The organism is Nocardioides sp. REDSEA-S30_B4 (genome assembly GCF_001627265.1).
Classification (GTDB): domain Bacteria; phylum Actinomycetota; class Actinomycetes; order Propionibacteriales; family Nocardioidaceae; genus Nocardioides.
In genome coordinates, this window is record NZ_LUPI01000083.1 from 1 (window position 1) to 22,237 (window position 22,237).

Here is a 22,237-nt window from a genome sequence, read left to right on the forward strand (position 1 = left end):
GCCGAGGAACGCGCAGCCGCGCGGAAGACGATGCTGACCATGACCCCTGACGGGCAGGGCAGCGTCCATGGCCGGTTCACCGTCCCCGAGCTGCACGCCGGGATGCTGCGCAAGCAGCTGCTGGCGCTGGTCGTCCACGACAAACCCGCCCTGACGTCCACGCCCACCACGACGGCCGAGCAGGAGGAGGGTGAGCGGCCGGAGCCGGTCAAGGCCGCCACTGCCGTCGAGCTCGGTGCCGCCTTCTGTGAGCTGCTGGAGCGGCTCGACGGTTCCCAGGTGCCGGAGATGTCGACCGGCGCGACGGTGGTGGTCACCATGACCCTCGAGACGCTGGCCGGTGGGCTGGCGGCCGCCACCCTGGACACCGGCGACCGGATCGCCGCCCACACCGCGCGCCGCCTGGCCTGCGAGGCCGGCATCATCCCCGTCGTCCTCAGCGGCAGACGCGAGGTCCTCGACCAAGGCCGCCGCAAGCGGCTCTTCACCCGCGCCCAACGCATCGCCCTCGCCACCCGCGACCGCGGCTGCACAGCCGCCGGCTGCCGCACCGCCGCATGGTTCTGCCACGCCCACCACGACCAACCCTGGGCCACCGGCGGCACCACCGACCTCATCAACGGCCGCCTGCTCTGCCCCACCCACCACCGCACCGCCCACGACCCCCGCTACGAGAGCAGGGTCTTGGCCGACCACCAGATCGAGTTCACCCTCAGATGCTGACCGACGTGGCCGCTCGCCCCGGCACACCAGCGGCCCGGCCCCTTCTCGGGAACCGGGCCGCTTGATCAGGCGTCAGCGACAGGCGCTCAGAGCTTGTACTCCTTGAGCAGCTGGCGACCGATGATCATCTTCTGAATGTCGGAGGTGCCCTCGCCGATGAGCATGAACTTGACCTCGCGCATCAGGCGCTCGATCTCGTACTCCTTGGAGTAGCCGTAGCCGCCGTGGATGCGGAAGGCGTCCTCGACGACCTCGTTGGCGTACTCCGAGGCGACCATCTTGGCCATGCCGGCCTCGACGTCCATGCGCTCGCCCTTGTCCTTGAGGCGGGCGGCGCGGACCATCATCGTGTGCGCGACCTCGACCTTGGTCGCCATCTCCGCGAGGCGGAAAAGCACGGCCTGGTGCTCGGCGATGGCCTTGCCGAAGGTCTTGCGCTGCTGAGCGTACTCGACGGCCAGCTCGAAGCCGCGCCAGGCCAGGCCGCAGGCGCGGGCCGCGACGTTGACGCGGCCGACCTCGACGCCGTCCATCATGTGGAAGAAGCCCTTGCCGGGCTCGCCGCCCAGGATCTGGTCGGCGGAGATCCTGTGGCCCTCGAGGACGAGCTCGGTGGTCTCGACGCCCTTGTAGCCCATCTTGTCGATCTTGCCCGGGACGGTGACGCCCTGGGCGGTCTCGCCGAAGCCGGCCTCCTTCTCGATGAGGAAGGTCGTCATGTTCTTGTAGACCGAGTCGCTGCCCTCGTCAGTCTTGACCAGGCAGGCGACCAGCGTCGAGGTGGCGCCGTTGGTCAGCCACATCTTCTGGCCGGTGATCTCGTAGCCGTCGTCGGTCTTGGTGGCCTTGGTGGAGATCGCCGAGACGTCCGAGCCCAGGCCGGGCTCGGACATCGAGAAGGCGCCGCGCACCTCACCCAGGGCCATCTTCGGAAGGTACTTCTCCTTCTGCTCTGGCGTGCCGTGCTGCATGAGCATGTAGGCCACGATGAAGTGGGTGTTGATGACGCCGGAGACGCTCATCCAGCCGCGTGCGATCTCCTCCACGCACAGCGCGTAGGTCAGCAGCGACTCGCCGAGCCCGCCGTACTCCTCGGGGATCATCAGGCCGAAGACGCCGAGCTCCTTGAGGCCCTCGATGATCTCGGTGGGGTACTCGTCGGCGTGCTCGAGCTCGTTGGCGACCGGGATGATCTCCTTGTCCACGAAGGCCCGCACGGCCTTGAGGATCTCGGACTGGTCCTCGGTGAGGCCCTCGGTCGTGCACAGGCGGGTCATGGGGGGTCCTTCCATGTCGACGGGCGAACTGTTACCGGAGAGTAACCGACCGTCGGTGACCACGGGAGGCCCGTTCGAGCCCCGAGTGGTGTGACGGCTCCTACACTGAACGGGTCAGATCATGACAGGCACGTCATGACCGGCGCGCGATCCCGGGTGGAGGAATGGACGGACCCAGACGGCCGTGGCTCGAGGCGATCGGCCTGATCCTGGTCCTCAGCCTCGCCGCCACCGCGTTCTTCGTCTCCCGCCAGCCCACCCGCACGCTGCCCGCCACCGCCCCCGGCCAGACCACGGTCACTCCCGGCGCGCGTCCCGCCCAGGACGTCGTCACCGGCGGTGACCCGATCGAGGGCACCACCCAGGGCAAGAGGAAGCGCAAGGGCAGCAGCGGTACGGCGGCGCTCCCCAAGCCCCAGCGGCTGCCCGGCGGGTTGCCGAAGCGTGCCAGCAACTGCGTGGTCAGCACCGACAGCTCCTTGGAGGTCGCCAGCTTCAACATCCACTCGGGGTGGAACCGCGGGCGCACCCGGCTGATGCTGCCGCAGATCGCGCGCGAGATGGACGCCCTCGACGTGGACGTGTGGCTGCTGCAGGAGGTGGACAAGAACCGCATCAACAGCGGCCGCGTCGACCAGGCCGCCTACCTCGCGGGCCAGCTGGGCATGGAGTACGCCTTCGCGACCAACGTGCTCCGCCCGAGCGACAGCCGCTACGGCACGGCCGTGCTGTCGGCGTACCCCATCCTCGAGAGCAGCAACACCCTGCTCCCCCGCCCGCCGGGCACCCAGCAGCGCGGCCTGCTCCGCGTGGTGGTCGAGCCGTTGCCGGGCCAGCGGGTCAGCGTGTTCACCACGCACTTCGAGCACACCTCGCAGGACGCGCGGCTGACCCAGGCCCGCACCGTGGCGCGCATCCTGGCCGACGACCCGCACCGCGTCGTGCTGGGCGGCGACCTCAACGCACGCCCGGCCTCGGCACCCATCACCACGTTGCGCGGCGTCGCGACCGACACCTGGGCGGCCGCGGGTCGCGGCGCCGGGTTGACCCACCCGTCGGCACAGCCCCGCAGCCGCATCGACTACCTCATGCACCGCGGCCAGCTGGGGGTCAACGTCGTCAGCACCCACCCCAGCCGGGTCTCCGACCACCGCGTGGTGCGTGCGTCCTACGACCTGACGCCGGGCATCCCCGACGAGATCGTGGTCCCGCTCATCTGTTGATGCCGGCGTCGACGCCGAGCAGACGTCGCACCCGGCCCCGCCAGCCGCGGCGGGCGCGCTCGGCGGCTTCCGCGGTCGCCCGGTCCTTGCGGGTCCGGTGGGTGGTGAGCTGGCGCGAGACCATGGTGGTGAGCGCGTCGACCGCCACCTGGGCGACCTGCTCCTCGCTCACCTCCTGCTCGTCGGGCGCGAAGGCGGAGTCGCGCGGCAGCAGGTCCTCCACGTCGCCGACGACGTCGTAGCCGCCCTCGCGCACGTGGTCGACGTAGCGCTGCGAGAGCTCCTCGCACCAGGCGCGCTCGCTCTCTGGCAGCAGGATCGGCCGGCCCTCGGCCCCGCCGAGGACCTTGACCGAGAAGCCGCGCTTGCCCACATCGCCGTAGACGTCGCGGCGCTTGAGGTCGTCGGGGATGCCGGCGTTGACCCGGCGCAGCACCTCGGCCTGCTCCAGTCGCAGGCCGCGGTTGGCCCGACCGACCGAGGACTGGTCGAGGAGGGCGGGGTCGACGTCGAGCACCGAGCAGAAGCGCTCGAGCAGAAGCCCCTTCTCGGCCCCGGGAGGGGGCACCGTGACGACGTGGATGCGCTCGGCCGGCACGTGCCGACTCCACTTCTCCAGGACCGCCGGCAGGTCCTTCTGCCACCAGATCGGGGCGGGCGTGCCCTGCGTCTTGTGCAGGCGCGCGAGGTAGTCGGGGAAGGTGATGGCGCGGCCGGACTGCAGCCCCTGCTGCCACACCGAGGGGATCTGGCGGCCCAGGTCCCGGGCGGTGACGACCACGTGGACCTCGCGGTCCGAGCAGGCCGCGAGCAGCCGCTGGACCTGCGCGTCGTCGGCAGGTGAGAAGGACTCCTCGGAGACCAGCGCCGCCCGCCCCCGGGCGGCGTCGAGGTTGCCGGGCAGGTCGCGCAGCACCTCGCGCGCCTGCGGCGGGTCGTGCGGGCGGAACCGGTCGCGCACGTCGAGCATCAGCCAGTACGCCGCGCGGCGGTGCGTCGGGTAGACGTCGAGACCGGCCTCGCGCAGCGCGTCGACGGAGCCGAGGAAGAGCCCTTGGAGGTACGACGTGCCGGTCTTCTGCAGACCGATGTGGAGGTAGAGCGGGCGGGTCACGCGCACACCCTAGGGGGCAGCGGTCTCCTCTGGCTGCGGCACGTCCCCGCCCTCGCCCTCGCCCGGCTCGCCACCGGACTCCTCGGTCGGCTCCTCGGGCTCGGCCGAGGGCGGCGCGGCGTCTGCCTTGAAGGCCCGCACCTGCTTCTTGTAGGCCTTCTTCTTCGTCTCCAGGCGCAGCACGGTGCGCTGGCTGACCATCGTCCGCGACAGGCCGCGGTCCAGGGCCAGCGAGGTCCACGGCGTGATCCCGGCGCGGCTGGCCAGCAGCACCGAGGAGGTGGTCCCCGGCTCGAAGGCAGCAGGACGGTGACGGACGTAGGAGCCCGGGATCTCCGAGAACTGCTTGGTCAGCCAGCGCTCGGGGGTCGTGGACTCGGTGGTGCCGGTGACGACGTTGACGGTCACCCCGCGGCGCGCCGCGGCCAGCAGCTTGGCCGCCACCCGGCGTACGTCGAGGGAGGAGGTGCGCACCCGCAGCTCCTCGCCGGCCGGCACGGCCTTGATGACGCTCTTGATCGAGCGGATGACGGTGCTGCGGCCGCGCTGGGAGACCGAGGCCGGGTCGTTGACGGTGGTGCCGGCCGAGAAGCTGACCACGGGCTCGCCCACGGTCTCCTCGGGCAGCGAGAGCTCGACGACGACGGCGTCGTGGTCGGAGTTCAGCTCGCGGGTGCGCTGCTTGAGCACGGTGAACACCTCGGCCGGACGCACCATGACGTAGTCGATGGTGGCGCCGCGGTGGTCGCCGGTCGGCTCGTACTTCCCCGACAGGTCGTAGACCGCGTTGAGACGAGCGGCGTCGAGGAGCGCGCGGGGGTACTCCGAGGACTTGTAGTGGCGGTTGAAGTCACCGCCGACCAGGACCGGGCCGCTGCCGCTCAGCTGCCCCACGAGCGCGCCGAGGCGCTGGATCGAGGGGCCGAGCAGCTTGGTGGTGCGCGGCGACTTCGGCGCGATGTGGACCGCGACGACCGACACGGTCTGCTTGCCGTCGACCGAGCGCAGCGTCACCCAGTTGGCGTATCGCACGCCCCACATCACGTGCTGGCCCTTGCCGTAGCCCTGCTTGTTGCTGATCATCGTGGTCCCGCGCGCCTCGGGGACCCAGCGGTCCGTGCGCCACACCACCGGGTTGGCGCCGGTGTACTGGCCGGGCGTGCGGAACATCTCGTAGCCCGCCGGCGCGAGGTACTGCGGCTGGCGCATCGGGACCTCGTTGAAGGTCACGAAGTCGGGGCAGGTGCGGAAGACCTTGCGCAGGTCGGCCTTGAACTTCTTCAGCGCGGTGCCGGACTTGATGTTGGCCTGGACCATCTCCACCGAGGTGACCGGCTCGGGGTCGGTCGTGGGCTCGGGGTCGGCGGTCGGCGTGCTGGTCGGGCTGCCGGTCGGGCTGCTCGTCGGAGTGGCGGTGGGCGTGTACGTCGGCGGCTCCGGCTCGCTCGCGCACCCGGTCGCCGCGGCCAGCGCGAGGTCGCCGGGGGCGCTCAGCAGCCCACCCGTCGGTCCGGCGGTCACGGCCAGCGCGGCCACGCCGGCCGTCGCCACGGCAGCACTCAGCCCGCTCGCCAGGGCCCGGCGCAGCATCATCTCGACTCCTCGTTCGTCAGCAGGCGAGGGCGCTCCGGCGCCCTCGTCACAGGAATCACAACAGCAACACAGGCCACACGACAAGACGTTCGCGACAACTACAGACGTGTAATTCGCCGGCCCGCTCGTCGGGTCGTCCTCGGGGTCGTCCCGGCCCTCCTCACGAGGAGGGATCGGTCCCGAGGCCGAGGTCCTGAGCAAGAGCGTCCGCGAGGTGCACCGAGTAGGCGGTGGTCATGTGCTCGGAGTCGCGCATCGTCACGAAGTTCCCCACGACCGAGGGGCAGCGCCGCCGCTCGCAGAACCACTTCTCGGCGTCGACGGCCTCGAGGCCCAGACCGGTCGCCACGTCCATGAAGCCGCGCTGCAGCTGCCGCGGACCCCGCTCGGGCGAGAGCAGGCAGTCGCCGAGGTCGTCGGCGCGGGAGAGGCACACGGCCTGCTCACGGGGCAGCTTCGGGGTGTTGGCCAGCAGCACCACGCGATCGGCGTGCTCGGCGAGGTCCGCCAGCGCGACCTCCAGACCGCGGTCGACCGCGGCCGCGTAGACCTCGCGCCCCTCCCCCTTGGTCACGACCTCGCCGGAGTCCACGTCCTCGACCGGCGCCAGCGGGGCGTTGGACACGAGCACCAGCTCCGGCTCCAGCTCGGCGACCGTCTCCTGGGTGAAGGCCACGAAGTCCTCGCAGGCGTCCCAGTGGCGCCCGGTCTCCGGGTCCAGGCGAATCGCGGCGTTGGTCGGGCAGCCGGTGTAGGCCAGCGTGTAGACCCGATAGCCCAGCCGCTCCCCCACGGCACGGACCGCCGGGCTCCAGGCCCGTGCGTGGGAGTCGCCGGCGAGCACGATCGAGCGCTCCGCGTCGGGGTCGCCCTCGGGGCACAGCTCCCGGGTCCCGGTGCGGTAGTCGCAGTCGCCCAGCGACGCCGTGTCCCGGCGGATGTCGAGCAGTCCCGGGACCAGCCGCCCGGGGATCGGGCGACCCTCCTGGGCCGCCAGCACCGAGGCCTGCACCAGCGCGCGCACGGGGTCGGCACTGAGCCCCTCGTCGAGGTAGTCGGCCGGCTGCACGGCCGGGTTGCTGCGTGTCGAGGCCACCCGGTGGTCGAGCCAGGTCTGCGACGCCAGCACGCCCAGCGCCAGCACCAAGACCGCGGCGGGATACATCGGCACCGCCCAGCGGGCCAGGTCCCACCGGCTCCCCCGTCGCCGGAAGGGCTGCTCCACCAGGTGGTAGGTCAGCCCGCTCAGCACCCCGATGGCCACCACGCACACCGCGACGGCCGCCGGGGAGAGCCCGCCGAGGTGGCTGCGGGCCACGATGATCACCGGGAAGTGCCACAGGTAGATCGAGTAGGACCAGTCGCCCACGACCTGCATCGGCCGCAGCGACAGCCCCCGCGCCACCCAGGTGTCCGCGCCGCCGGGCAGCGCCCCGGCGAGCAGCAGCATCACGGTGCCCAGCACCACAGGCACCGTGACCACCCCGGGCACCGGGGACTGCGGCGTCAGCACGAACGCCGAGGACACGACGAGCAGCATCCCGACCGCGGCCAGCACCCCGGGGCGGCCGCCCAGCGGCGTACCCGACGACGTACGACGGTGCAGGACGACGGCCAGGAGCGCGCCCGCCCCCAGCTGCCAGCCGCGGGTCAGGGTGGAGAAGTAGGCGGTGTCGGGCGAGGCGTAGGTCGCCCATGCCGACCAGGCCAGCGAGGCCACGACGAGCACCGTCAGCACGTGCTGGACCGAGCCGACCGGGTCGCGGCGGCGGCGCACGGCCAGCGCGGCGACCACGAGCAGCAGCACCGGCCACACGAGGTAGAACTGCTCCTCGACCGACAGCGACCAGTAGTGCTGCAGCGGCGAGACCGGTCGGCCTTCGGCGAAGTAGTCGGTCTCGACGAGCGCGAAGCGGATATTGGCGGCGAACAGGGCCGACCACCACGCGTCGGTGAGGATCTCCCCCACCCGCACGACCGGGAGCAGCAGCGCCGAGATGCCGCACGTGGCGACCAGGACGACCGTGGCGGCGGGCAGGATGCGGCGCGCGCGCCGCGCGTAGAAGTCGATCAGGGCACCGCCGAGGCCGGGGGCATCCGGGCGCTCGCGGGCGCGCAGCAGCAGGCCGGTGATGAGGAACCCGGAGATGACGAAGAAGACGTCGACGCCGAGGTAGCCGCCCGAGACGACGTCGACACCGAGGTGGGCGACCACGACGAGCAGGACCGCCACGGCGCGGAGGCCTTGGACGTCGCTCCGCATCGATCCTCCGGCTGGTTCAGGCTCAGGTAGACTCACCCGGTCATGTCGGACCCCAGCAAGCACCGCGCCGAGACCCCACGTGCCTCCGGGAGTCTAGTGCGACGGCTGGTGCCGGCGATCATCGCCGCGGTCCTGGTCACCGGTGGCGTCACCGCGGCCGCGGTCGTCGACCCCTTCGCCGACGACCCCGTGGAGCCCACGCGGCGCACGGTCGGCATGAGCATCGGCGGCGCGATGACCGCCCAGCTCCTCGAGGACGCACCCCAGCCGGTCGTGGCCGGCGAGAAGCTCCGCCTCACCAAGGCACGCAAGGCCGAGCTGAAGCGGCTGGAGGAGCAGCGCAAGGCGCGACTGAAGGCCGAGCGCATCGCCGCGAAACGCGCCGCCCAGCCGTTCTCCTTCCAGATCGCCTCGTTCAACGTCCTGGGGAGCAACCACACCGGGCCCGGTGGTGCGCGGCGCAACTTCCCCGCCGCCGGCACCCGCACGCCGCAGGGCGTGGGCGTGCTGCGCAGCCACGGCACCGACATCGTCGGGCTGCAGGAGGCCAAGCCCGACCAGCTCGGCACGATCATGCGGATGACCGGCTTCGTGGGCTACCCCGGTCCCGGCGCCGCGGACCCCGACAACACCGTGCTGTGGGACCCGAGCCGCTTCGAGCTGGTCTCCGGCTCGACGTTCCCCATCGTCTTCATGAACCGCACCCGTCCCCAGACGATCGTGCGGCTGCGCGACAAGCCGACCCAGCGCGAGTTCTACGTCGTCAACATGCACCCCTCCGCCGGCCACGACGCCCGCAACACCTCCACGCGCGTCGCCGGGTGGCGCCGCGGCGTCGCCGAGGTCAACGCGCTGCGGCAGAGCGGACTGCCCGTCCTCGTGACCGGCGACATGAACGACCGCGCCGCGTTCTTCTGCGCGTTCCTGCCGCCCACAGGCTTCGTCGCCGCGGTCGGTGGCAGCACCTCGGGCGGGTGCCGCCCGCCGGGGCGGATGCCGGTGGACTGGATCGTCGGCAGCCCCGATGTCTCCTTCAGCGGCTACGTCATCGACGAGTCCACCGTGAACCGCCGCATCAGCGACCACTTCTACATCAGCGCGACGGCGACCGTCGCCCCCGCAGGCGACTGACCACCCGGGCCGGCAGACCGGGCTGCTCGGTGGTGCCGGCCCGTTTGGCCTCCGCCTTCAGCGCGCGCACGTCGCCCAGCAGTCCCGCGATGACCTCGGCCGCGGCGTCGGCGACCTCGGTGTCGCTCACGGTGTCCGGCGTACGACGCTGCTCCAGCGTCTCGGGGACCAGCAGCCACCCGGGGTCGCCGACCAGGTCCACGTCACGCTCGGCCAGCAGGGCGACGGCGCGCTCGCCGCGGGCCCGGCAGTCGGCCACCTGGTCGGGGTAGGGCCAGAACCGCTCACCCCCGCGGGTCACCAGGCGCTCGTCGGCGAGGAAGGTGCGGATCCACACGCCGCGCTCGAAGGCGGAGCGGAACTCCCCGAGGTGCCCGTTGACCCGGCGCAGCAGCTCGGCCTCGACCACCCCCATGGACTCGTTGGGGAAGGACCCGGACACGTCGACGCGGGTGGGGTCGATCCCCACCACACCGGCGAACCGTCGCCAGATCTCCTCACGGTCCGCGGAGCGGTCCAGGGGCAGCACGTGGGTGCGCTCGCCCGGGACCACGGCGAGCCACCGCTCGAGGACGAGCGAGAGGTCCAGGGTGCGCCAGTCCCAGATGTCCTGGGGGCTGGTCGACTCGCTGCGGCCGTAGTCGGCCAGCGGCGTGGTGCTGCGGTTCTTCAGGCTCTCCTGCCAGCTGGCGGTGAACAGCCCGAGCGGCTCGCGGGCGGTCACGATGACGTGCACCTCGCGGCCGGTGGCCGCCAGCCGGGCCACGAACGCCGCGGCCTGCTCGGTGGAGGCGGCGGCGAAGAACTCGTGGGAGACCAGCACGTCGCCGTCCCGGGCGGCCACGTCGGCGAGCACGCGGTCCATCGCCTGGTGCTCACGCTCGGGGCGGCGCTTGCGGTCCGGCTCCTCGCGCACGACGCGCGAGACCCACAGGTGGTCGCGGCGCTCGCGGCCCGGCAGCAGCAGCCCCTGCTCGGCGACGGCGTCGCGCTGACCCCACAGGATCGTCTGCAGGTAGGTCGTGGCGGTCTTGGGCAGACCGATGTGCAGGAAGGCCCGACGAGTCACCGCGGGACCAGCCCCGACGACGTCGCAGTGGTCACAGCGCGTCCTGGAAGGCGGCGATCGCCGCGTCCACCCGCTCCTGGTCGCGCTGGGCCATGGGCACGAGCAGCTCCTGCACGACGTCGGCCAGCTCGGCCAGCCGCAGGTTGTGCCGGCGCAGGTCGGCGACCTCGCGCTCGAGGCGGGCGACCCGCTCGGCGAGCTCCTGGTCGCCCCCACCGGGCACGACCCGCTGAAGCCGCTGCTTGAGTCCCTGCTTCATCGCCACTGCGCGACCACCCTTCCGACCGATCCCTTGCCGCCGTCCGATCCTCCACCGGGCGACTCCGACACGTCGAGCACGGTGCCCCCGTGCCGCTCGACGAGCTTCTGCACCTGCTTCGTGCGCACCGGCACCAGGCCCGCTCCCCCGCGGCCCTTGCCGGTCCAGGTCTGGACGTAGAGGCGCCCGCCCCCGCGCAGGGTCATCGAGGCCAGCCGTCCCAGGGACTGTCGGCCGAGCTCGTCGGTGGCGTCGAGGACGTGGCGCGCGAGCATCGCGCGCGGGCCGTCACCGGCACGGCTCATGCGCGCACCCTCGCTGAGGACCCAGCGCCACTCGTCGAGGTTCAGCGCGCGCACCTCCAGCGGCAGGTCGCGTCGGCGGGCGGTGCGCCGGGCCTTCTCCAGGCCGCGGGGCGCGAAGTCGTAGGCGGTGGTGGGGAAGCCCTGGCGGGCCAGCCACAGCGCGTCGCGGCCGCGGCCGGCGCCGACGTCGAGGACGGTCGTGCCCGCGGCCTCGCCGCGGCGCAGCTGCTTGGCCAGCGCGGAGGAGCCTTTGGGCACCGGCCGGCGCCGCCGCTGGGCGGCGCGCCGCTCCCAGTCGCGTCGGGCGTGCCCGGTGCCGCGGAACCACTGGTTGAGCACCTCGGTGGTCTCGCGCGGGGTCTCGAACTTGAAGGCCGGGTCCGGCACCTTCCAGGACGGGCCGTACATCGCCTCGAGCAGCTTCTCGGGCCGGGCCGGCGCCGGGTAGTCGCGTCCCCGCAGCGACACCGTGCCCAGCGGCAGCAGCCAGTCGCGCTCGAACGGGGTGCCGACCTCGCCCATGAGGTAGAGGCGGCCGCCGTCGAGGAAGCCGCCGAAGACGTCGAGGAAACGGGTGGCGCCGTCGGCCTCGACCACGTCGACGCGGAAGGCCAGCCCGCTGTAGCGGTAGGTGCGGTAGCCGGCGGCCGCGACCACCCGCTGCAGCTCGAAGGACTCCCGGATCACGTCGACCGGGTTCGACCGCGAGGAGACGTAGCCGAGGTCGGCGTCGGAGTCGTGCCCCAGGAAGTCGCCCTCACGGACCGCGCCGAGCAGCGTGCCGTACGCCGGGAACGCGGCCACCCCGGCGCCCGCGAGCACCTCCAGCAGCTCGGTCATGGCGTCCAGCAGCGGGTCGAGGTCCGCTGCGGTGCGCTCGGAGAAGACCGGGCTGAACCGGTTGGCCTTGTCCAGCGCGATGGGGTGGCCCTGCCGGTCCACGAAGTCCACCCGGCGGTCGTCGTCGGTGAAGCGGACCTCACCGCTCCAGACGTCGGCGCCGGAGACGTGGTCGCGCAACGTCACCGAGCCGGTGCCGGACAGGTGCGGCCGCATGGCCGGCGGCCAGCCCACCCTGCGAGCCCAGCACCACCAGGCCGACGCCGTCGGCGTCCACGCGGCGCACGCGCAGGTCGAGCACCGCGGCCTCAGTCCATGTCGACGTGCTGGTACGGGTCGATGTTCGGGTCGGCATCGGCCCGGCGACCGGCGTTCGGCGGCGGGTTCTCGTACCAGCGGTCGATGAAGCGCTGGTAGGCCAGCGTGTTCCTCTTGCCGACCAGCTTGCCGATCTGCTCGTCGGACCTGCTGGAGGGGTCGGAGGTGTTGGCCGAGCCGTTGAAGGTGACGTACGCCGTCCGGTCGGCGCCGATCCGACCGTTGATGGTCAGCACCTTGAGGTGGAAGTAGTTGTCGAAGTCGCCGTCGCCGTCGAAGTCCTGCACGAGGTGCTTCATCGGGACCGGGCCGCGACCGCCGCCGCCGTTGAGGTGCTTCTTCACGTCACGGCCCATGACGGTGTAGGCGATCCGCACGTCACAACCCTGGTCCCACAGCGTCTTGAGACGCCGGGCGGCGATCATGCCGCGCTTGCCGCGGATGACGTCGGGCGCGCTGCGCACGATGGTGCGGCCGTTGGCGTTCCCGGCCTTGCGTGCGCCCTTGCACCTGATGCGGTCCATGGTCGCCTGGACCGGGTCTTTCTCGAAGTACTTCCCGTAGTACGGCGAGAAGTAGAGGCTGTAGCGGTTGCCCTCGAACTCCCGGTAGGCGTTCTTGGTGACCTTGTCGCGCCACATCTGGTCGAAGATCTTCTCTGCGAAGTCGTAGATGTTGTCGCGCCCGACGTAGGTGTAGACCTCGTTCCACTGGTTGGCCGCGGCCGCGGTGGTGAGGTTGGCGCTGCCCTGGATCAGGACGTTGCGCGAGAGCCCGACCTTGTCGAAGAGGAACATCTTCGTGTGGGCGGCGCCGCTCTTGCCGCGGCACGAGCCGCGGCACATGCGGGCGAAGGACTTGGTCGCACCCTTCTCATTCTTGCCGTTGGTGGCCTTCAGGCCCTTCTTCAGTCGGCGGAACGACGGGTTGTCGGTGTCCGCGTCGTTGTTGTTGGCATCGATGAGCACCCGCACGGTGGTGCCCTTCTGCGCCCGCTGGATCAGCGCGTCGGCCGCCCCGGCGTTCATGAAGTTCCAGGTCATGATCTTGATCTGGCCCTTGGGCGAGGTGTGCCGGATCGTCTGCAGGATCAGGTCGAGGATCGCGCGGCGGGAGGACTGGTCACCGATCGCGGAGTTGAACGTGGGGCCCTCCTGGGCCTTGTACGTCGGCTTCTGCTCCGCGCTCGTCTCGGCGGCGACGGCCTGCGGGGCGGTCGGGGCGAGCAGCACGGCGGCGGCCGAGGCCAGGACCAGGGCGAGGGCCAGGGCCGTCGTGGCCAGGCGCGCGCGGGTGGTGTGGAGACGGAGCACGGAACTTCTCCCGGGTGTTCGGACGCCCACCGCTGCGCGGCCGGACGCCTAGGAGCACGACGGTGCGAGGGTACACGGGAGAACGGCCCCACGACCGCATCGGCCCGAGGTCTCGCCCCGACGGCGGGTGCCGGGCCGTCGTCGCCCTCAGCGCCCCCGGCCGCCCAGGAGCCCACGGCGCCGCCCGCGCCCGGCGCCGTCGCCGGCGGCACCCGGTCCTGCCGGCGAGGTGCCGCGGAAGAACTCCTCCTCGGTCTTGGCACGCCCGCGCCACTCCTCCAGCGCGGCCTCGAGGTCCGCCACGGGCACCGCCCCGGGGGCGACCGGAGCGCCCTCCAGCGGCACCAGGGGGTCGACCTCGGTCACGACACCGAGGTCGCGCAGCGTCTCGAGGTCCTCCTCGACCTGCATCCGGTAGAAGCGCTCGAGCTGGCGGCGCAGCGCCTCGGGCTCGAGCCCGCGGCTGATGAGGTCGCGCAGGGTCCGCGCCACCTGGCGCCGCTCGGCGCGGTAGGCGGCGCGCGGGCCGGAGGCGACCATCGCGGTCCACTTCCGGCAGAAGTCCTCCAGCGAGTAGGACTCGTAGTGGTGGACCAGCCAGGCGTCGTCCTGCAGGCCCGGCTCGTGGCCGCGGTCCTCGCGGGCCACCTTGTGCAGCGTCAGCCACCGGTCGGCCTCGATGCGCACGGCGGACTTGCCCATGACATGGCCGCGGATCCACACCTGGTTGCTCGGCTCGTCGATGACCCCGAGCCCGTGCAGCAGCGCGAGGTCGCGGTCGTCGAGCTCGGCCTTGAAGGCGGTCGGCTGCCCGGTCCAGGTGCTGCTCGAGACAGCCTCGCGCACCGCCAGGCGCAGCGCCAGCGTCTCCTCCGGCACCCGGGCGAGGACCTCCCGGTCGACCCGGACGACCTCGTCCCCGTCGACGTGCAGCAGCCACCCCTGCCCCAGGCCGAGGTCGGCGAGCACGCGCCGGGTCACGTTGGCGTTGATGCACTGCCGGACGTTGAGCTCGCGGGGGCGCTGCCCGCCCCACCACGCGCCTCCCGCCCGGACCACGCTGACCCGCGGGTGCTCGGTGAGCAGTGCGAGGACCTCGTCCTGCTCGTCGTCGGAGGGCGCGTCCAGGAACACCACGAGGTGGTCGACCCCGCCGGCGAGGTTGCCCTCGACGTAGCGCCGCACGTGGTCAGGGCTGTCCTTGATGGTGCTGACCGCGAGCAACGGGGCCTGGCCGCTCGGGACCTGCGAGCCGGTCTGCATGCCCCGCACCATAGTGGCGGACATCAGCCCCGGCGCCACCAGCGCGGCCGGCGGGCGGGGCCGCCGTCGCCGCCCGCGGCCCGGGCGCGCAGCATCGCCACGACCTCGTCGGGGTCCAGGTCGGCGGGCGGCGTGGTGTCCGGCGCCGGGTCCCCGGGCCCGGCGACGACCGGATCGAGGTCCTCGGCCGGCCCGTGCACGACGTGACCGGCCTCGCGGACCTCCTCCAGCCAGGCGCGGGTCCGATCGGCCAGCAGCCCGGCCGCCGTGGCCGGGGTCCGGGCCGGGGCTGAGTCGCGCGCGGCGAGCTCGCCCTCGGCGTACTCCCTCTTCACGACCCGGTGGCGTACGTCGGTGGGCAGCGAGTCCCCGATCCGGGCGTTGACCTCGCGCAGCAGCGCCACCTCGGCGGCCCCGAGCGAGGCGTTGGCGCGCACGTCCGCGTCGGTGTCGACGGCCCCCACCACCGCGGCCGGCAGCCCGGCCGCCTCGGCGAACCGCCGCCACAGCTCCCCGGTCGGGGCGCCGGGCGCGGGGCAGACGACGAGGTGCCCGTGCCCGGGCGGCAGGGCGAAGGTCCAGCGGCGCAGGGTGTCGGCGAAGTCCTGGCCGTGCCAGAAGCGCGGCCGCACACCCCCGGCGTCGGGGCCGCGGTCGCGCCCGGTGTCCGCGAAGAGCTCCTCGCCCTCGAAGTCCGCGAAGCTGCGGGTCTCCCCCAGCTTCACCCGCTCCTGCCAGTGCGCGACGGCCTGCCGCCCGAGGTCGCGCGCGGTCACCACCACGTGCACCTCGAGTCCCTCGAGCTGCTGCAGCGCCCGGTCCGCCTGCTCGGGCGTGGCGCCCGCGAGCACCTCGTGCCCGATCAGAGCGTCGCCACCGGTCGACTCCACGTGTGCGCGCACCTGGGCGCACAACCGGGCCCAGGCGCCGTCCACCTCCTCGGCCGGCAGGCCGAAGACCTCCGCGCTGCCGCGGACGTCGACCGCGCCCCGGAAGTGCAGCCCCGGCGGCCGCACGGGGTAGAGCACCCCCGCCTCGAGCAGGGCGGGCGCGTGCGCGGCCAGCAGCCCCTGGAGGTGGGTGGTGCCCGTCTTGGTCAGACCCACGTGGACGACGACGCGCACCCGGCCATCGTGCCACCCGCGGCCCGGGACGCGCGCGATGGCCTAGCCTCGTCCCGTGAGCTCCAGCCCGGTCCGCGTCTACGCCGCACGGCTGGTCGGGCTCCCCATCTTCGACCCCCAGGGCGACCAGGTCGGCAAGGTCCGCGACGTCGTCGCCGCGGTGCGCTCGGAGACCAGCGAGCCGCGGGTGCTCGGCCTGGTCGGCGAGGTGTTCGGCCGGCGCCGGATCTTCGTGCCGATGACGCGCGTGACCAACATCGACGCCGGGCAGGTCTACACGACCGGGCTGCTCAACATGCGCCGCTTCGAGCAGCGCACCACCGAGACCCTCGTCATCGGCCAGATGCTCGACCGCACGGTGCGCATCCCGAGCAGCGGGGTGAGCGGCGTGGTCTACGACGTGGCGCTGGAGCAGGCCCGCAACCGCGACTGGGTCCTGTCCCGCGTCGCGGTCCAGGAGCCGGGCAAGGGGCTGCGCCGTCGCGGCCAGACCCACGTCGTCCAGTGGCGCGACGTGGAGGGGCTGACCCGCCGTGAGGAGACCCAGGGCGCCACCCACCTCGTGCACGCGCTCAACGAGATGAAGCCGGCCGACGCGGCGAACATGATCCACGAGCTGCCGCCGGAGCGACGGACGGCCGTCGTGAGCGCCCTGGCCGACGAACGGCTCGCCGACGTGCTGGAGGAGCTGCCCGAGGAGGACCAGGTCGAGATCCTGAGCCACCTCGAGGACGAGCGCGCCGCCGACGTCCTGGAGGAGATGTCCCCCGACGACGCGGCCGACCTGATCGCCGAGCTGCCCCCGGAGACCGCCACCGCGCTGCTGGACCTCATGGAGCCCGAGGAGGCCGAGGACGTGCGGCGGCTGATGTCCTACGTCGAGGACACCGCCGGCGCGATGATGACCCCCGAGCCGGTGATCCTCGGCCCGGACGCCACCGTCGCCGACGCGCTGGCCCACGTGCGCAACCCCGACCTCACCCCCTCCCTCGCCTCGCAGGTCTACGTCTGCCGCCAGCCCCTGGAGACGCCGACCGGCAAGTTCCTCGGCGTCGGGCACATCCAACGGCTGCTGCGTGAGATGCCGTCCTCGCTGGTGGCGGGCGCGCTCGACGAGGGGAACGAGACGCTGCGCCCGGAGATGAGCATCGACGAGGTGGCGGCCCACCTGGCGACGTACAACCTCGTGGCGGCGCCGGTGGTCGACGAGAACGGCCACCTGCTCGGCGCGGTCACCGTCGACGACCTGCTCGACCACATGCTCCCCGAGGGCTGGCGCGACTCGCTGAGCACGCGGCGCGGACGCCGCTCCTCCCAGCTCGGGTCCCAGCTCGGGTCCCAGCTCGGATCCCAGGCGGGCCGCCGTGCCTGAGCAGCGGCCGCGCCTCGACACCCCCCGGGAGCTGCGCCGCCAGCTGGTGCGCCGGCCGAGCTACGACGCGGACTCCTTCGGGGTCTTCGCCGAGCAGTTCGCGCGCTACATGGGCACCGCGCGCTTCCTGATGTGGATGACCGTCTTCGTGCTCGTGTGGGTGGTCTTCAACGCCGTCGCGCCCGACTCCGCGGCCTTCGACGCCTACCCCTACATCTTCCTGACCCTGATGCTGAGCCTCCAGGCCTCGTACGCCGCCCCGTTGATCCTCCTGGCGCAGAACCGTCAGGAGCAGCGCGACAAGGTGGTCGCCGAGCAGGACCGGCAGGCCAACGCCCGGGCCCACGCGGACATGGAGTTCCTGGCCCGGGAGGTCGCCTCGCTGCGGATGGCCGTGGGCGAGGTCGCGACCCGCGACTTCGTGCGCTCGGAGCTGCGCGCGCTGCTCGCCGAGATCGACGAGCGGTCCGAGCGGGGGACCGAGGACGGCGAGGAGCCACCCCGCCCGTAGACTCGAGCATCATGAGCAGCACCCTCCTCGAGCAGGTCCGCGCCGCGCTGGCGACGGTCAACGACCCCGAGATCAAGCGGCCCATCACCGACCTCGGCATGGTCGACTCCGTCGAGATCGGCGACGACGGCGGCGTGGACGTCACCGTCCTGCTGACGGTCGCCGGGTGCCCGCTGAAGGACACCATCAACCGCGACGTCACCGCCGCGGTCGCCGCGGTCGACGGCGTGAGCGACGTGCGCCTGACCCTCGGCGTCATGACCGACGAGCAGCGCGCGGGCCTCAAGGAGGTCCTCAGCGACGGCAAGGCCCAGCGCGAGATCCCCTTCGCCCAGCCCGGCTCGCTGACCAAGGTCTTCGCGATCGCCTCCGGCAAGGGCGGCGTCGGCAAGTCCTCGGTGACGGTCAACCTGGCGCTCGGCATGGCCGCGCAGGGCCTGAAGGTCGGCGTCGTGGACGCCGACATCTACGGCCACTCGGTGCCGGCGATGCTCGGCGTGGCCGACTCGCGACCCACCCAGGTCGACGACCTGATCATGCCCGTCCCGACCGCCTCGGGCGTCTCGGTCATCTCCATCGGCATGCTCAAGCCCCGCCGCGACCAGGTCGTCGCCTGGCGCGGCCCGATGCTCGACCGGGCCCTGGTGCAGATGCTCGCCGACGTCTACTGGGGCGACCTCGACGTGCTGCTGCTCGACCTGCCGCCGGGCACCGGCGACATCGCGATCTCGCTCGGCCAGCACCTGCCCGGTGCCGAGGTCGTCGTGGTCACGACCCCGCAGGAGGCGGCCGCCGAGGTCGCCGAGCGAGCGGGCACGATGGCCTCGATGATGCACCAGCGGGTCGTGGGCGTCATCGAGAACATGAGCTACCTCACCGTCGTCGACAGCGACGGCACCGAGAAGCGGGTCGAGGTCTTCGGCTCCGGCGGCGGTCAGCGGGTCGCGGAGACCCTCTCGTCCCGCTTCGGCTACGACGTCCCGATGCTCGGTCAGGTGCCGCTGGACACCTCGCTGCGCGAGGGCGGCGACGCGGGCAAGCCGATCGTGGAGTCCGACCCGACCGCCCCCTCGGCGGTCGTCCTGCGCGACGTCGCCCAGCGGCTGGCCGGGCGCGGTCGCGGCCTCGCGGGCATGCAGCTGGGCCTGACCCCCGCCAACAAGCTCTAGGATCGGCGCCGTGTGGGGAGTCGGGCTGTCGGAGCTGGCAGTCATCGCGTTCGTGGCCGTGCTGGTCTTCGGGCCCGACCGACTCCCCGTGCTGGCCAAGCAGGCGGGCCAGTGGCTCAAGGTGGCGCGGCGCTTCGCCCACCAGGCCCGCGACGAGCTCCGCAGCGAGCTCGGCCCGGAGTACGCCGACCTCGAGCTGCGTGACCTCGACCCGCGCCAGGTCGTGCGCAAGCACATCATCGAGGCGATGAACGACGCCTCGGACGAGGACGACGACGAGGACGACACGCCCCGGCGGGGCAAGCGCAAGCAGCGGCCGCTCGACGAGGGCGAGGTCCCGCCCTACGACCTCGACGCCACCTGAGCCGTCCCCACCGGCACCACGGCGGCCAGCGAGTCCAGCGCCACCAGCACGCCCTCGCCCTGCGCCCCTGAGCGCAGCTCGACGAAGTCGGCGCCCACGCGCACCGGCACGCCCTCGGTGCGCCCGCCGTCCAGGCGGTGCCACCAGCACGGCTGAGCCTCGTCGGCCAGTCGACGCAGCGCCGACCCCACCCCCACCCGGTCGGCCACCGACCACGCGACCTCCGGGACGGCCCGCGCTGAGGCCCCACGCACCTCCACCACCGCGCTGGTCCGCACGACCCACTCCTGGCCGGCGACGCCGATCCGCAGCCAGCCCGCGGCAAGCCGCTCGAGCACGCCGGTCAGCCGCCCGACGCCGCGGACCTCGAGGGAGAGCGGCGCCCCGACTCCTGCCGCCAGCCGGGCGGCCAGCGTCACCGTGGCGTACTCCGACCGCGCCCGGTCGACGAGCTCCGGGCCACGCTCGACGGCGTACATCGACTCGGCCTGCTGCTCGAGGTCCTCGAGCAGCGAGAACACCTGCTCCTCCCACGCCATGGCTGCGACCTCCCCCGTGCGTCGGTCCGCCAAACGACGTCATGCGTCCCGGCCTGTCCACAGCCGAGGGAGCGAACGATTGACAACGCTGCCGAACCAGCGTTCACTGGCTTCACTTGAAGCAAACAGAAGCAAACGCAAGGTTCATTCTCCGATGATCTCTCTCGGGCACGTCTCCGCTCCACGCTGCGCCGCAGTGTGGACCGCCGTCACCGGCGTCGGCGCCGCCACCTGCCGCGCGCTGGCCGCGGACCTGCGGGTCCTGGTCTCCTCGCCCGCTCGCGGCGGCGCGGACCTCGAGTCATGGGTGGTGGGCCTCGCCGCTGCAGCGGTCTGCCTGGCCGCCTGCTGGGCCAGCGCCGTCACGGGCCTGGTGTGCGTGCAGCTCCTCCGTCACCGGGCCGGGGAGCAGCGCCCCGACCGGATCGCCGGGGTTCCCGCTCCCGTCCGCCGGCTCGTGCTGCGCGCCTGCGGCGTGGCGGCCGCCGGCGGTCTGGCCGGAGGACTGGCCCTCGCCCCGGCGGGCGCCACCCCCGGCAGCCTCGAGCGCGACCGCCCGAGCACGCCTTCTACCTCCGTCGCCTCCTCGCGCGCCCTGATCACCGCTCCCGTGGCCGCCTCCGTGCCGGAGGACCGGCGGGTCGTGCGTCCCGGCGACTCGCTGTGGCGCATCGCCGAGGCCGAGCTGCTGCGCCGCCACGGCCACAAGCCGACGGTCGCCGAGGTCGCGGCCTACTGGCCGCGCATCCACGCCGCCAACCGGGCCCTCGTGGGCCCCGACCCCGACCTCGTCCGCCCCGGCGTGCCGCTCGTGCTGCCCGCCCCGTCCTCCCAGGAGTCCTGATGCCCGCCCACCCGATCAGCGCCCATCCCATCGCCGCACGCCCCGGTCGCCGCTCCTTCGACCACGTACCCTTCGCCGAGGTGCAGGGCTCGCTGGCCCTGGACACGTGCACCGAGCCCGTCGTCGACCCGCTGGTGGAGAGCGTCGTGGAGCCGGCGCTCGAGCGCCCTGCCGCAGGGGTCGTCCCGATCGACCGCCGAGCGCGGGGCGAGGCCGAGCGGTGGGCCCGCCACATCGTGCAGGCAGCGCTCGAGGTGGTGGCCGGCATGCGTCCGTCCTCCCAGCTCGTGCGCTGGGTCTCCCCCGAGGTGTACGCCGACGTCCGCCGGCGCACCCAGCTGCTGGCCCTGGCCACCCACCGCGAGCCCGAGCGCGCCCACCCGGTCCGCGCCCGGCTGCAGTCGCTGCACGCGACGTACCCCGTCCCCGGCGTCCTCGAGGCGGCCGTCCACGTGCGGCACGGCCACCGCTCCCGGGCCCTGGCGGTCCGCTTCGAGCAGCGCGCCCGCCGCGGGTGGGTGTGCACCGCCCTCGACTTCGCCTGACTGCTCGCCGGGGCGCTCGCCTGACCCGTTCGTCAGACCCGTTCGCCAGACCCGTTCGCCAGACCCGTTCGCCAGATCAGTCGCGACACGCCACCGCCCGATCACGCGGGGTTCACCGGGCCGGCGGACCCTCGCGGCCATGGTGTGGGTAGTCGTGCCGGCCCTCGACGAGGCCGAGAACCTTCGGATCCTGCTCCCGCGGATCGCGGCCGAGCTGGCGACCTTCGACCCCGCCGGCCGGATCCTCGTGGTCGACGACGGCTCGACCGACGACACGAGCAAGGTCGTGGTCGAGCTGATGGCCGACCTGGCCTGCTTGGAGCTGGAGACCCTGCGGCACAACCTCGGCAAGGCCGCCGCGCTGCACCGCGGCTTCCGCCGGGCGCTCGACGGCGGGGCCGACGTCGTGGTGATGATGGACGCCGACGGCCAGGACGACCCGGCCGAGCTCCCCCGGCTGCTCGCTGCGATCGACGCGGGCGCGGACCTGGTGACCGGCGCCCGGCTGGAGCGGCGGGACCGGTTCGTGAAGCGCACGACCTCGCGGCTCTACAACCGCACGACCGCCTGGATGTCGGGAGCCCCGGGCCGCGACTTCAACTCCGGCTTCAAGGCGATGCGCGCCGGCGTCGCCGAGGACGTGTCCCCCATGCTCTACGGCGAGATGCACCGCTACCTGACCGTGATGGCGCACGGGCTGGGCTACCGCGTCGCCGAGGTGCCGGTCGAGCACCACCCGCGAATGTCGGGTCGCAGCAAGTACGGCCTGGCCCGCTTCTGGCGCGGGTTCGCCGACCTGCTCACCGTGCGCTTCCTGCTCAGCTACGAGCACCGCCCCTCGCACCTGTTCGGCGGGGTGGGCCTCGCCAGCCTGCTCGCCGGGGTGGCGGTCCTGGGCTACCTCACGGCCCTCAAGATCGGCGGCGCCACGATCGGCGACCGTCCGCTGCTGGTCGCCGGGTTGCTGATGGTGATGGTGGGCCTGCAGCTCTCGCTGTTCGGCCTGCTCGCCGAGCTGGTCGTGCACGCCCGCCAGCAGACCCGGCACCGCAGCACCGCATGACGGCCCCTCCCCCGA

21 protein-coding genes are annotated in these 22,237 nt (G+C 72.9%); 10 read left to right on the forward strand and 11 right to left on the reverse strand.

Annotation, left to right across the window (positions count from 1 at the left end; all coding sequences use genetic code 11):
* Nucleotides 1–723 (forward strand): HNH endonuclease signature motif containing protein (locus tag A6R01_RS15320; RefSeq protein WP_292607628.1); only part of this gene is annotated, 723 nt, incomplete at its 5' end.
* Between the two features lie 86 nt (nt 724–809).
* Here the strand turns inward: A6R01_RS15320 and A6R01_RS15325 are convergent.
* Nucleotides 810–2,000 (reverse strand): acyl-CoA dehydrogenase family protein, encoded by a 1,191-nt coding sequence (locus A6R01_RS15325; protein ID WP_292607631.1) that lies wholly within the window; start codon nt 1,998–2,000, stop codon nt 810–812.
* Nucleotides 2,001–2,164: 164 nt separating this feature from the next.
* Between A6R01_RS15325 and A6R01_RS15330 the strand changes: the two genes are divergently transcribed.
* Nucleotides 2,165–3,223 carry an endonuclease/exonuclease/phosphatase family protein gene (locus A6R01_RS15330; protein WP_292607634.1) on the forward strand — a complete coding sequence of 353 codons (1,059 nt, stop codon included), beginning with the start codon at nt 2,165–2,167 and terminating at the stop codon, nt 3,221–3,223.
* On the opposite strand, the gene A6R01_RS15335 is transcribed toward A6R01_RS15330, so the two are convergent.
* The 3 genes from A6R01_RS15335 to A6R01_RS15345 all read right to left on the reverse strand — a co-directional run bounded on the left by A6R01_RS15335 (nt 3,213) and on the right by A6R01_RS15345 (nt 8,193).
* Nucleotides 3,213–4,337, reverse strand: coding sequence for a hypothetical protein (locus A6R01_RS15335; protein WP_292607637.1), 1,125 nt, complete (start codon nt 4,335–4,337; stop codon nt 3,213–3,215). The two genes, A6R01_RS15330 and A6R01_RS15335, sit on opposite strands and share 11 nt — an antisense overlap.
* Before the next feature lie 9 nt (nt 4,338–4,346).
* The gene (locus A6R01_RS15340) at nt 4,347–5,930 is read right to left on the reverse strand and encodes an endonuclease/exonuclease/phosphatase family protein (protein WP_292607639.1); all 1,584 of its coding nucleotides are present in this window, start codon (nt 5,928–5,930) and stop codon (nt 4,347–4,349) included.
* Between the two features lie 160 nt (nt 5,931–6,090).
* The gene (locus A6R01_RS15345; RefSeq protein ID WP_292607642.1) at nt 6,091–8,193 is read right to left on the reverse strand and encodes an acyltransferase family protein; all 2,103 of its coding nucleotides are present in this window, start codon (nt 8,191–8,193) and stop codon (nt 6,091–6,093) included.
* A gap of 42 nt (nt 8,194–8,235) precedes the next feature.
* Between A6R01_RS15345 and A6R01_RS15350 the strand changes: the two genes are divergently transcribed.
* Nucleotides 8,236–9,324, forward strand: coding sequence for an endonuclease/exonuclease/phosphatase family protein (locus tag A6R01_RS15350; protein WP_292607645.1), 1,089 nt, complete (start codon nt 8,236–8,238; stop codon nt 9,322–9,324).
* On the opposite strand, the gene A6R01_RS15355 is transcribed toward A6R01_RS15350, so the two are convergent.
* The 6 genes from A6R01_RS15355 to A6R01_RS15380 all read right to left on the reverse strand — a co-directional run bounded on the left by A6R01_RS15355 (nt 9,287) and on the right by A6R01_RS15380 (nt 15,815).
* On the reverse strand, nt 9,287–10,393 hold the full coding sequence (locus A6R01_RS15355; protein ID WP_292607648.1) for a hypothetical protein: 1,107 nt from the start codon (nt 10,391–10,393) through the stop codon (nt 9,287–9,289). The genes A6R01_RS15350 and A6R01_RS15355 overlap by 38 nt on opposite strands.
* A gap of 31 nt (nt 10,394–10,424) precedes the next feature.
* On the reverse strand, nt 10,425–10,652 hold the full coding sequence (locus A6R01_RS15360) for a DUF6752 domain-containing protein (protein WP_292607694.1): 228 nt from the start codon (nt 10,650–10,652) through the stop codon (nt 10,425–10,427).
* Complete coding sequence (locus A6R01_RS15365; RefSeq protein WP_292607650.1) at nt 10,649–12,031, reverse strand: bifunctional 2-polyprenyl-6-hydroxyphenol methylase/3-demethylubiquinol 3-O-methyltransferase UbiG; 1,383 nt, start codon at nt 12,029–12,031, stop codon at nt 10,649–10,651. Before A6R01_RS15365 ends, A6R01_RS15360 begins: the two co-directional genes overlap by 4 nt.
* A gap of 74 nt (nt 12,032–12,105) precedes the next feature.
* Nucleotides 12,106–13,428, reverse strand: coding sequence for a phospholipase D-like domain-containing protein (locus A6R01_RS15370; RefSeq protein WP_292607653.1), 1,323 nt, complete (start codon nt 13,426–13,428; stop codon nt 12,106–12,108).
* 147 nt (nt 13,429–13,575) lie between these two features.
* A complete protein-coding gene (locus A6R01_RS15375) occupies nt 13,576–14,691 on the reverse strand; it encodes a glycosyltransferase family 2 protein (protein ID WP_292607655.1) in 1,116 nt (371 codons plus the stop codon).
* 23 nt (nt 14,692–14,714) lie between these two features.
* A complete protein-coding gene (locus A6R01_RS15380; protein ID WP_292607658.1) occupies nt 14,715–15,815 on the reverse strand; it encodes a hypothetical protein in 1,101 nt (366 codons plus the stop codon).
* Between the two features lie 55 nt (nt 15,816–15,870).
* Here A6R01_RS15380 and A6R01_RS15385 point away from each other — a divergent pair, with 55 nt between their 5' ends.
* Genes A6R01_RS15385 through A6R01_RS15400 form a run of 4 tightly spaced genes read left to right on the forward strand, consistent with a single transcriptional unit; the run spans nt 15,871 to nt 19,231 of the window.
* Nucleotides 15,871–17,187, forward strand: a complete 1,317-nt coding sequence (locus A6R01_RS15385; RefSeq protein WP_292607659.1) for a CBS domain-containing protein — start codon at nt 15,871–15,873, stop codon at nt 17,185–17,187.
* Nucleotides 17,180–17,698, forward strand: a complete 519-nt coding sequence (locus tag A6R01_RS15390; RefSeq protein WP_292607661.1) for a DUF1003 domain-containing protein — start codon at nt 17,180–17,182, stop codon at nt 17,696–17,698. Before A6R01_RS15385 ends, A6R01_RS15390 begins: the two co-directional genes overlap by 8 nt.
* A gap of 11 nt (nt 17,699–17,709) precedes the next feature.
* Complete coding sequence (locus tag A6R01_RS15395; RefSeq protein WP_292607664.1) at nt 17,710–18,867, forward strand: P-loop NTPase; 1,158 nt, start codon at nt 17,710–17,712, stop codon at nt 18,865–18,867.
* 10 nt (nt 18,868–18,877) lie between these two features.
* Nucleotides 18,878–19,231, forward strand: a complete 354-nt coding sequence (locus A6R01_RS15400) for a sec-independent translocase (protein ID WP_292607666.1) — start codon at nt 18,878–18,880, stop codon at nt 19,229–19,231.
* On the opposite strand, the gene A6R01_RS15405 is transcribed toward A6R01_RS15400, so the two are convergent.
* Nucleotides 19,210–19,770, reverse strand: coding sequence for a hypothetical protein (locus A6R01_RS15405; protein ID WP_292607669.1), 561 nt, complete (start codon nt 19,768–19,770; stop codon nt 19,210–19,212). The genes A6R01_RS15400 and A6R01_RS15405 overlap by 22 nt on opposite strands.
* 154 nt (nt 19,771–19,924) lie before the next feature.
* On the opposite strand from A6R01_RS15405, the gene A6R01_RS15410 reads away from it, so the two are divergent.
* From A6R01_RS15410 to A6R01_RS15420, 3 genes are all read left to right on the forward strand, one after another.
* Nucleotides 19,925–20,614 (forward strand): hypothetical protein, encoded by a 690-nt coding sequence (locus A6R01_RS15410; RefSeq protein WP_292607671.1) that lies wholly within the window; start codon nt 19,925–19,927, stop codon nt 20,612–20,614.
* Nucleotides 20,614–21,159, forward strand: a complete 546-nt coding sequence (locus tag A6R01_RS15415) for an Rv3235 family protein (protein ID WP_292607673.1) — start codon at nt 20,614–20,616, stop codon at nt 21,157–21,159. Before A6R01_RS15410 ends, A6R01_RS15415 begins: the two co-directional genes overlap by 1 nt.
* A gap of 139 nt (nt 21,160–21,298) precedes the next feature.
* Nucleotides 21,299–22,222 (forward strand): glycosyltransferase family 2 protein, encoded by a 924-nt coding sequence (locus A6R01_RS15420; RefSeq protein ID WP_292607676.1) that lies wholly within the window; start codon nt 21,299–21,301, stop codon nt 22,220–22,222.
* The last annotated feature ends 15 nt before the right edge of the window (nt 22,223–22,237 follow it).

Bases quoted from the DNA above. Each gene is read 5' to 3' on its own strand.
- A6R01_RS15325 (WP_292607631.1), bottom strand. From the start codon at position 2,000: ATGACCCGCCTGTGCACGACCGAGGGCCTCACCGAGGACCAGTCCGAG.
- A6R01_RS15330 (WP_292607634.1), top strand. From the start codon at position 2,165: ATGGACGGACCCAGACGGCCGTGGCTCGAGGCGATCGGCCTGATCCTG.
- A6R01_RS15340 (WP_292607639.1), bottom strand. From the start codon at position 5,930: ATGATGCTGCGCCGGGCCCTGGCGAGCGGGCTGAGTGCTGCCGTGGCG.
- A6R01_RS15345 (WP_292607642.1), bottom strand. From the start codon at position 8,193: ATGCGGAGCGACGTCCAAGGCCTCCGCGCCGTGGCGGTCCTGCTCGTC.
- A6R01_RS15350 (WP_292607645.1), top strand. From the start codon at position 8,236: ATGTCGGACCCCAGCAAGCACCGCGCCGAGACCCCACGTGCCTCCGGG.
- A6R01_RS15360 (WP_292607694.1), bottom strand. From the start codon at position 10,652: ATGAAGCAGGGACTCAAGCAGCGGCTTCAGCGGGTCGTGCCCGGTGGG.
- A6R01_RS15375 (WP_292607655.1), bottom strand. From the start codon at position 14,691: ATGCAGACCGGCTCGCAGGTCCCGAGCGGCCAGGCCCCGTTGCTCGCG.
- A6R01_RS15395 (WP_292607664.1), top strand. From the start codon at position 17,710: ATGAGCAGCACCCTCCTCGAGCAGGTCCGCGCCGCGCTGGCGACGGTC.
- A6R01_RS15405 (WP_292607669.1), bottom strand. From the start codon at position 19,770: ATGGCGTGGGAGGAGCAGGTGTTCTCGCTGCTCGAGGACCTCGAGCAG.
- A6R01_RS15410 (WP_292607671.1), top strand. From the start codon at position 19,925: ATGATCTCTCTCGGGCACGTCTCCGCTCCACGCTGCGCCGCAGTGTGG.
- A6R01_RS15415 (WP_292607673.1), top strand. From the start codon at position 20,614: ATGCCCGCCCACCCGATCAGCGCCCATCCCATCGCCGCACGCCCCGGT.
- A6R01_RS15420 (WP_292607676.1), top strand. From the start codon at position 21,299: ATGGTGTGGGTAGTCGTGCCGGCCCTCGACGAGGCCGAGAACCTTCGG.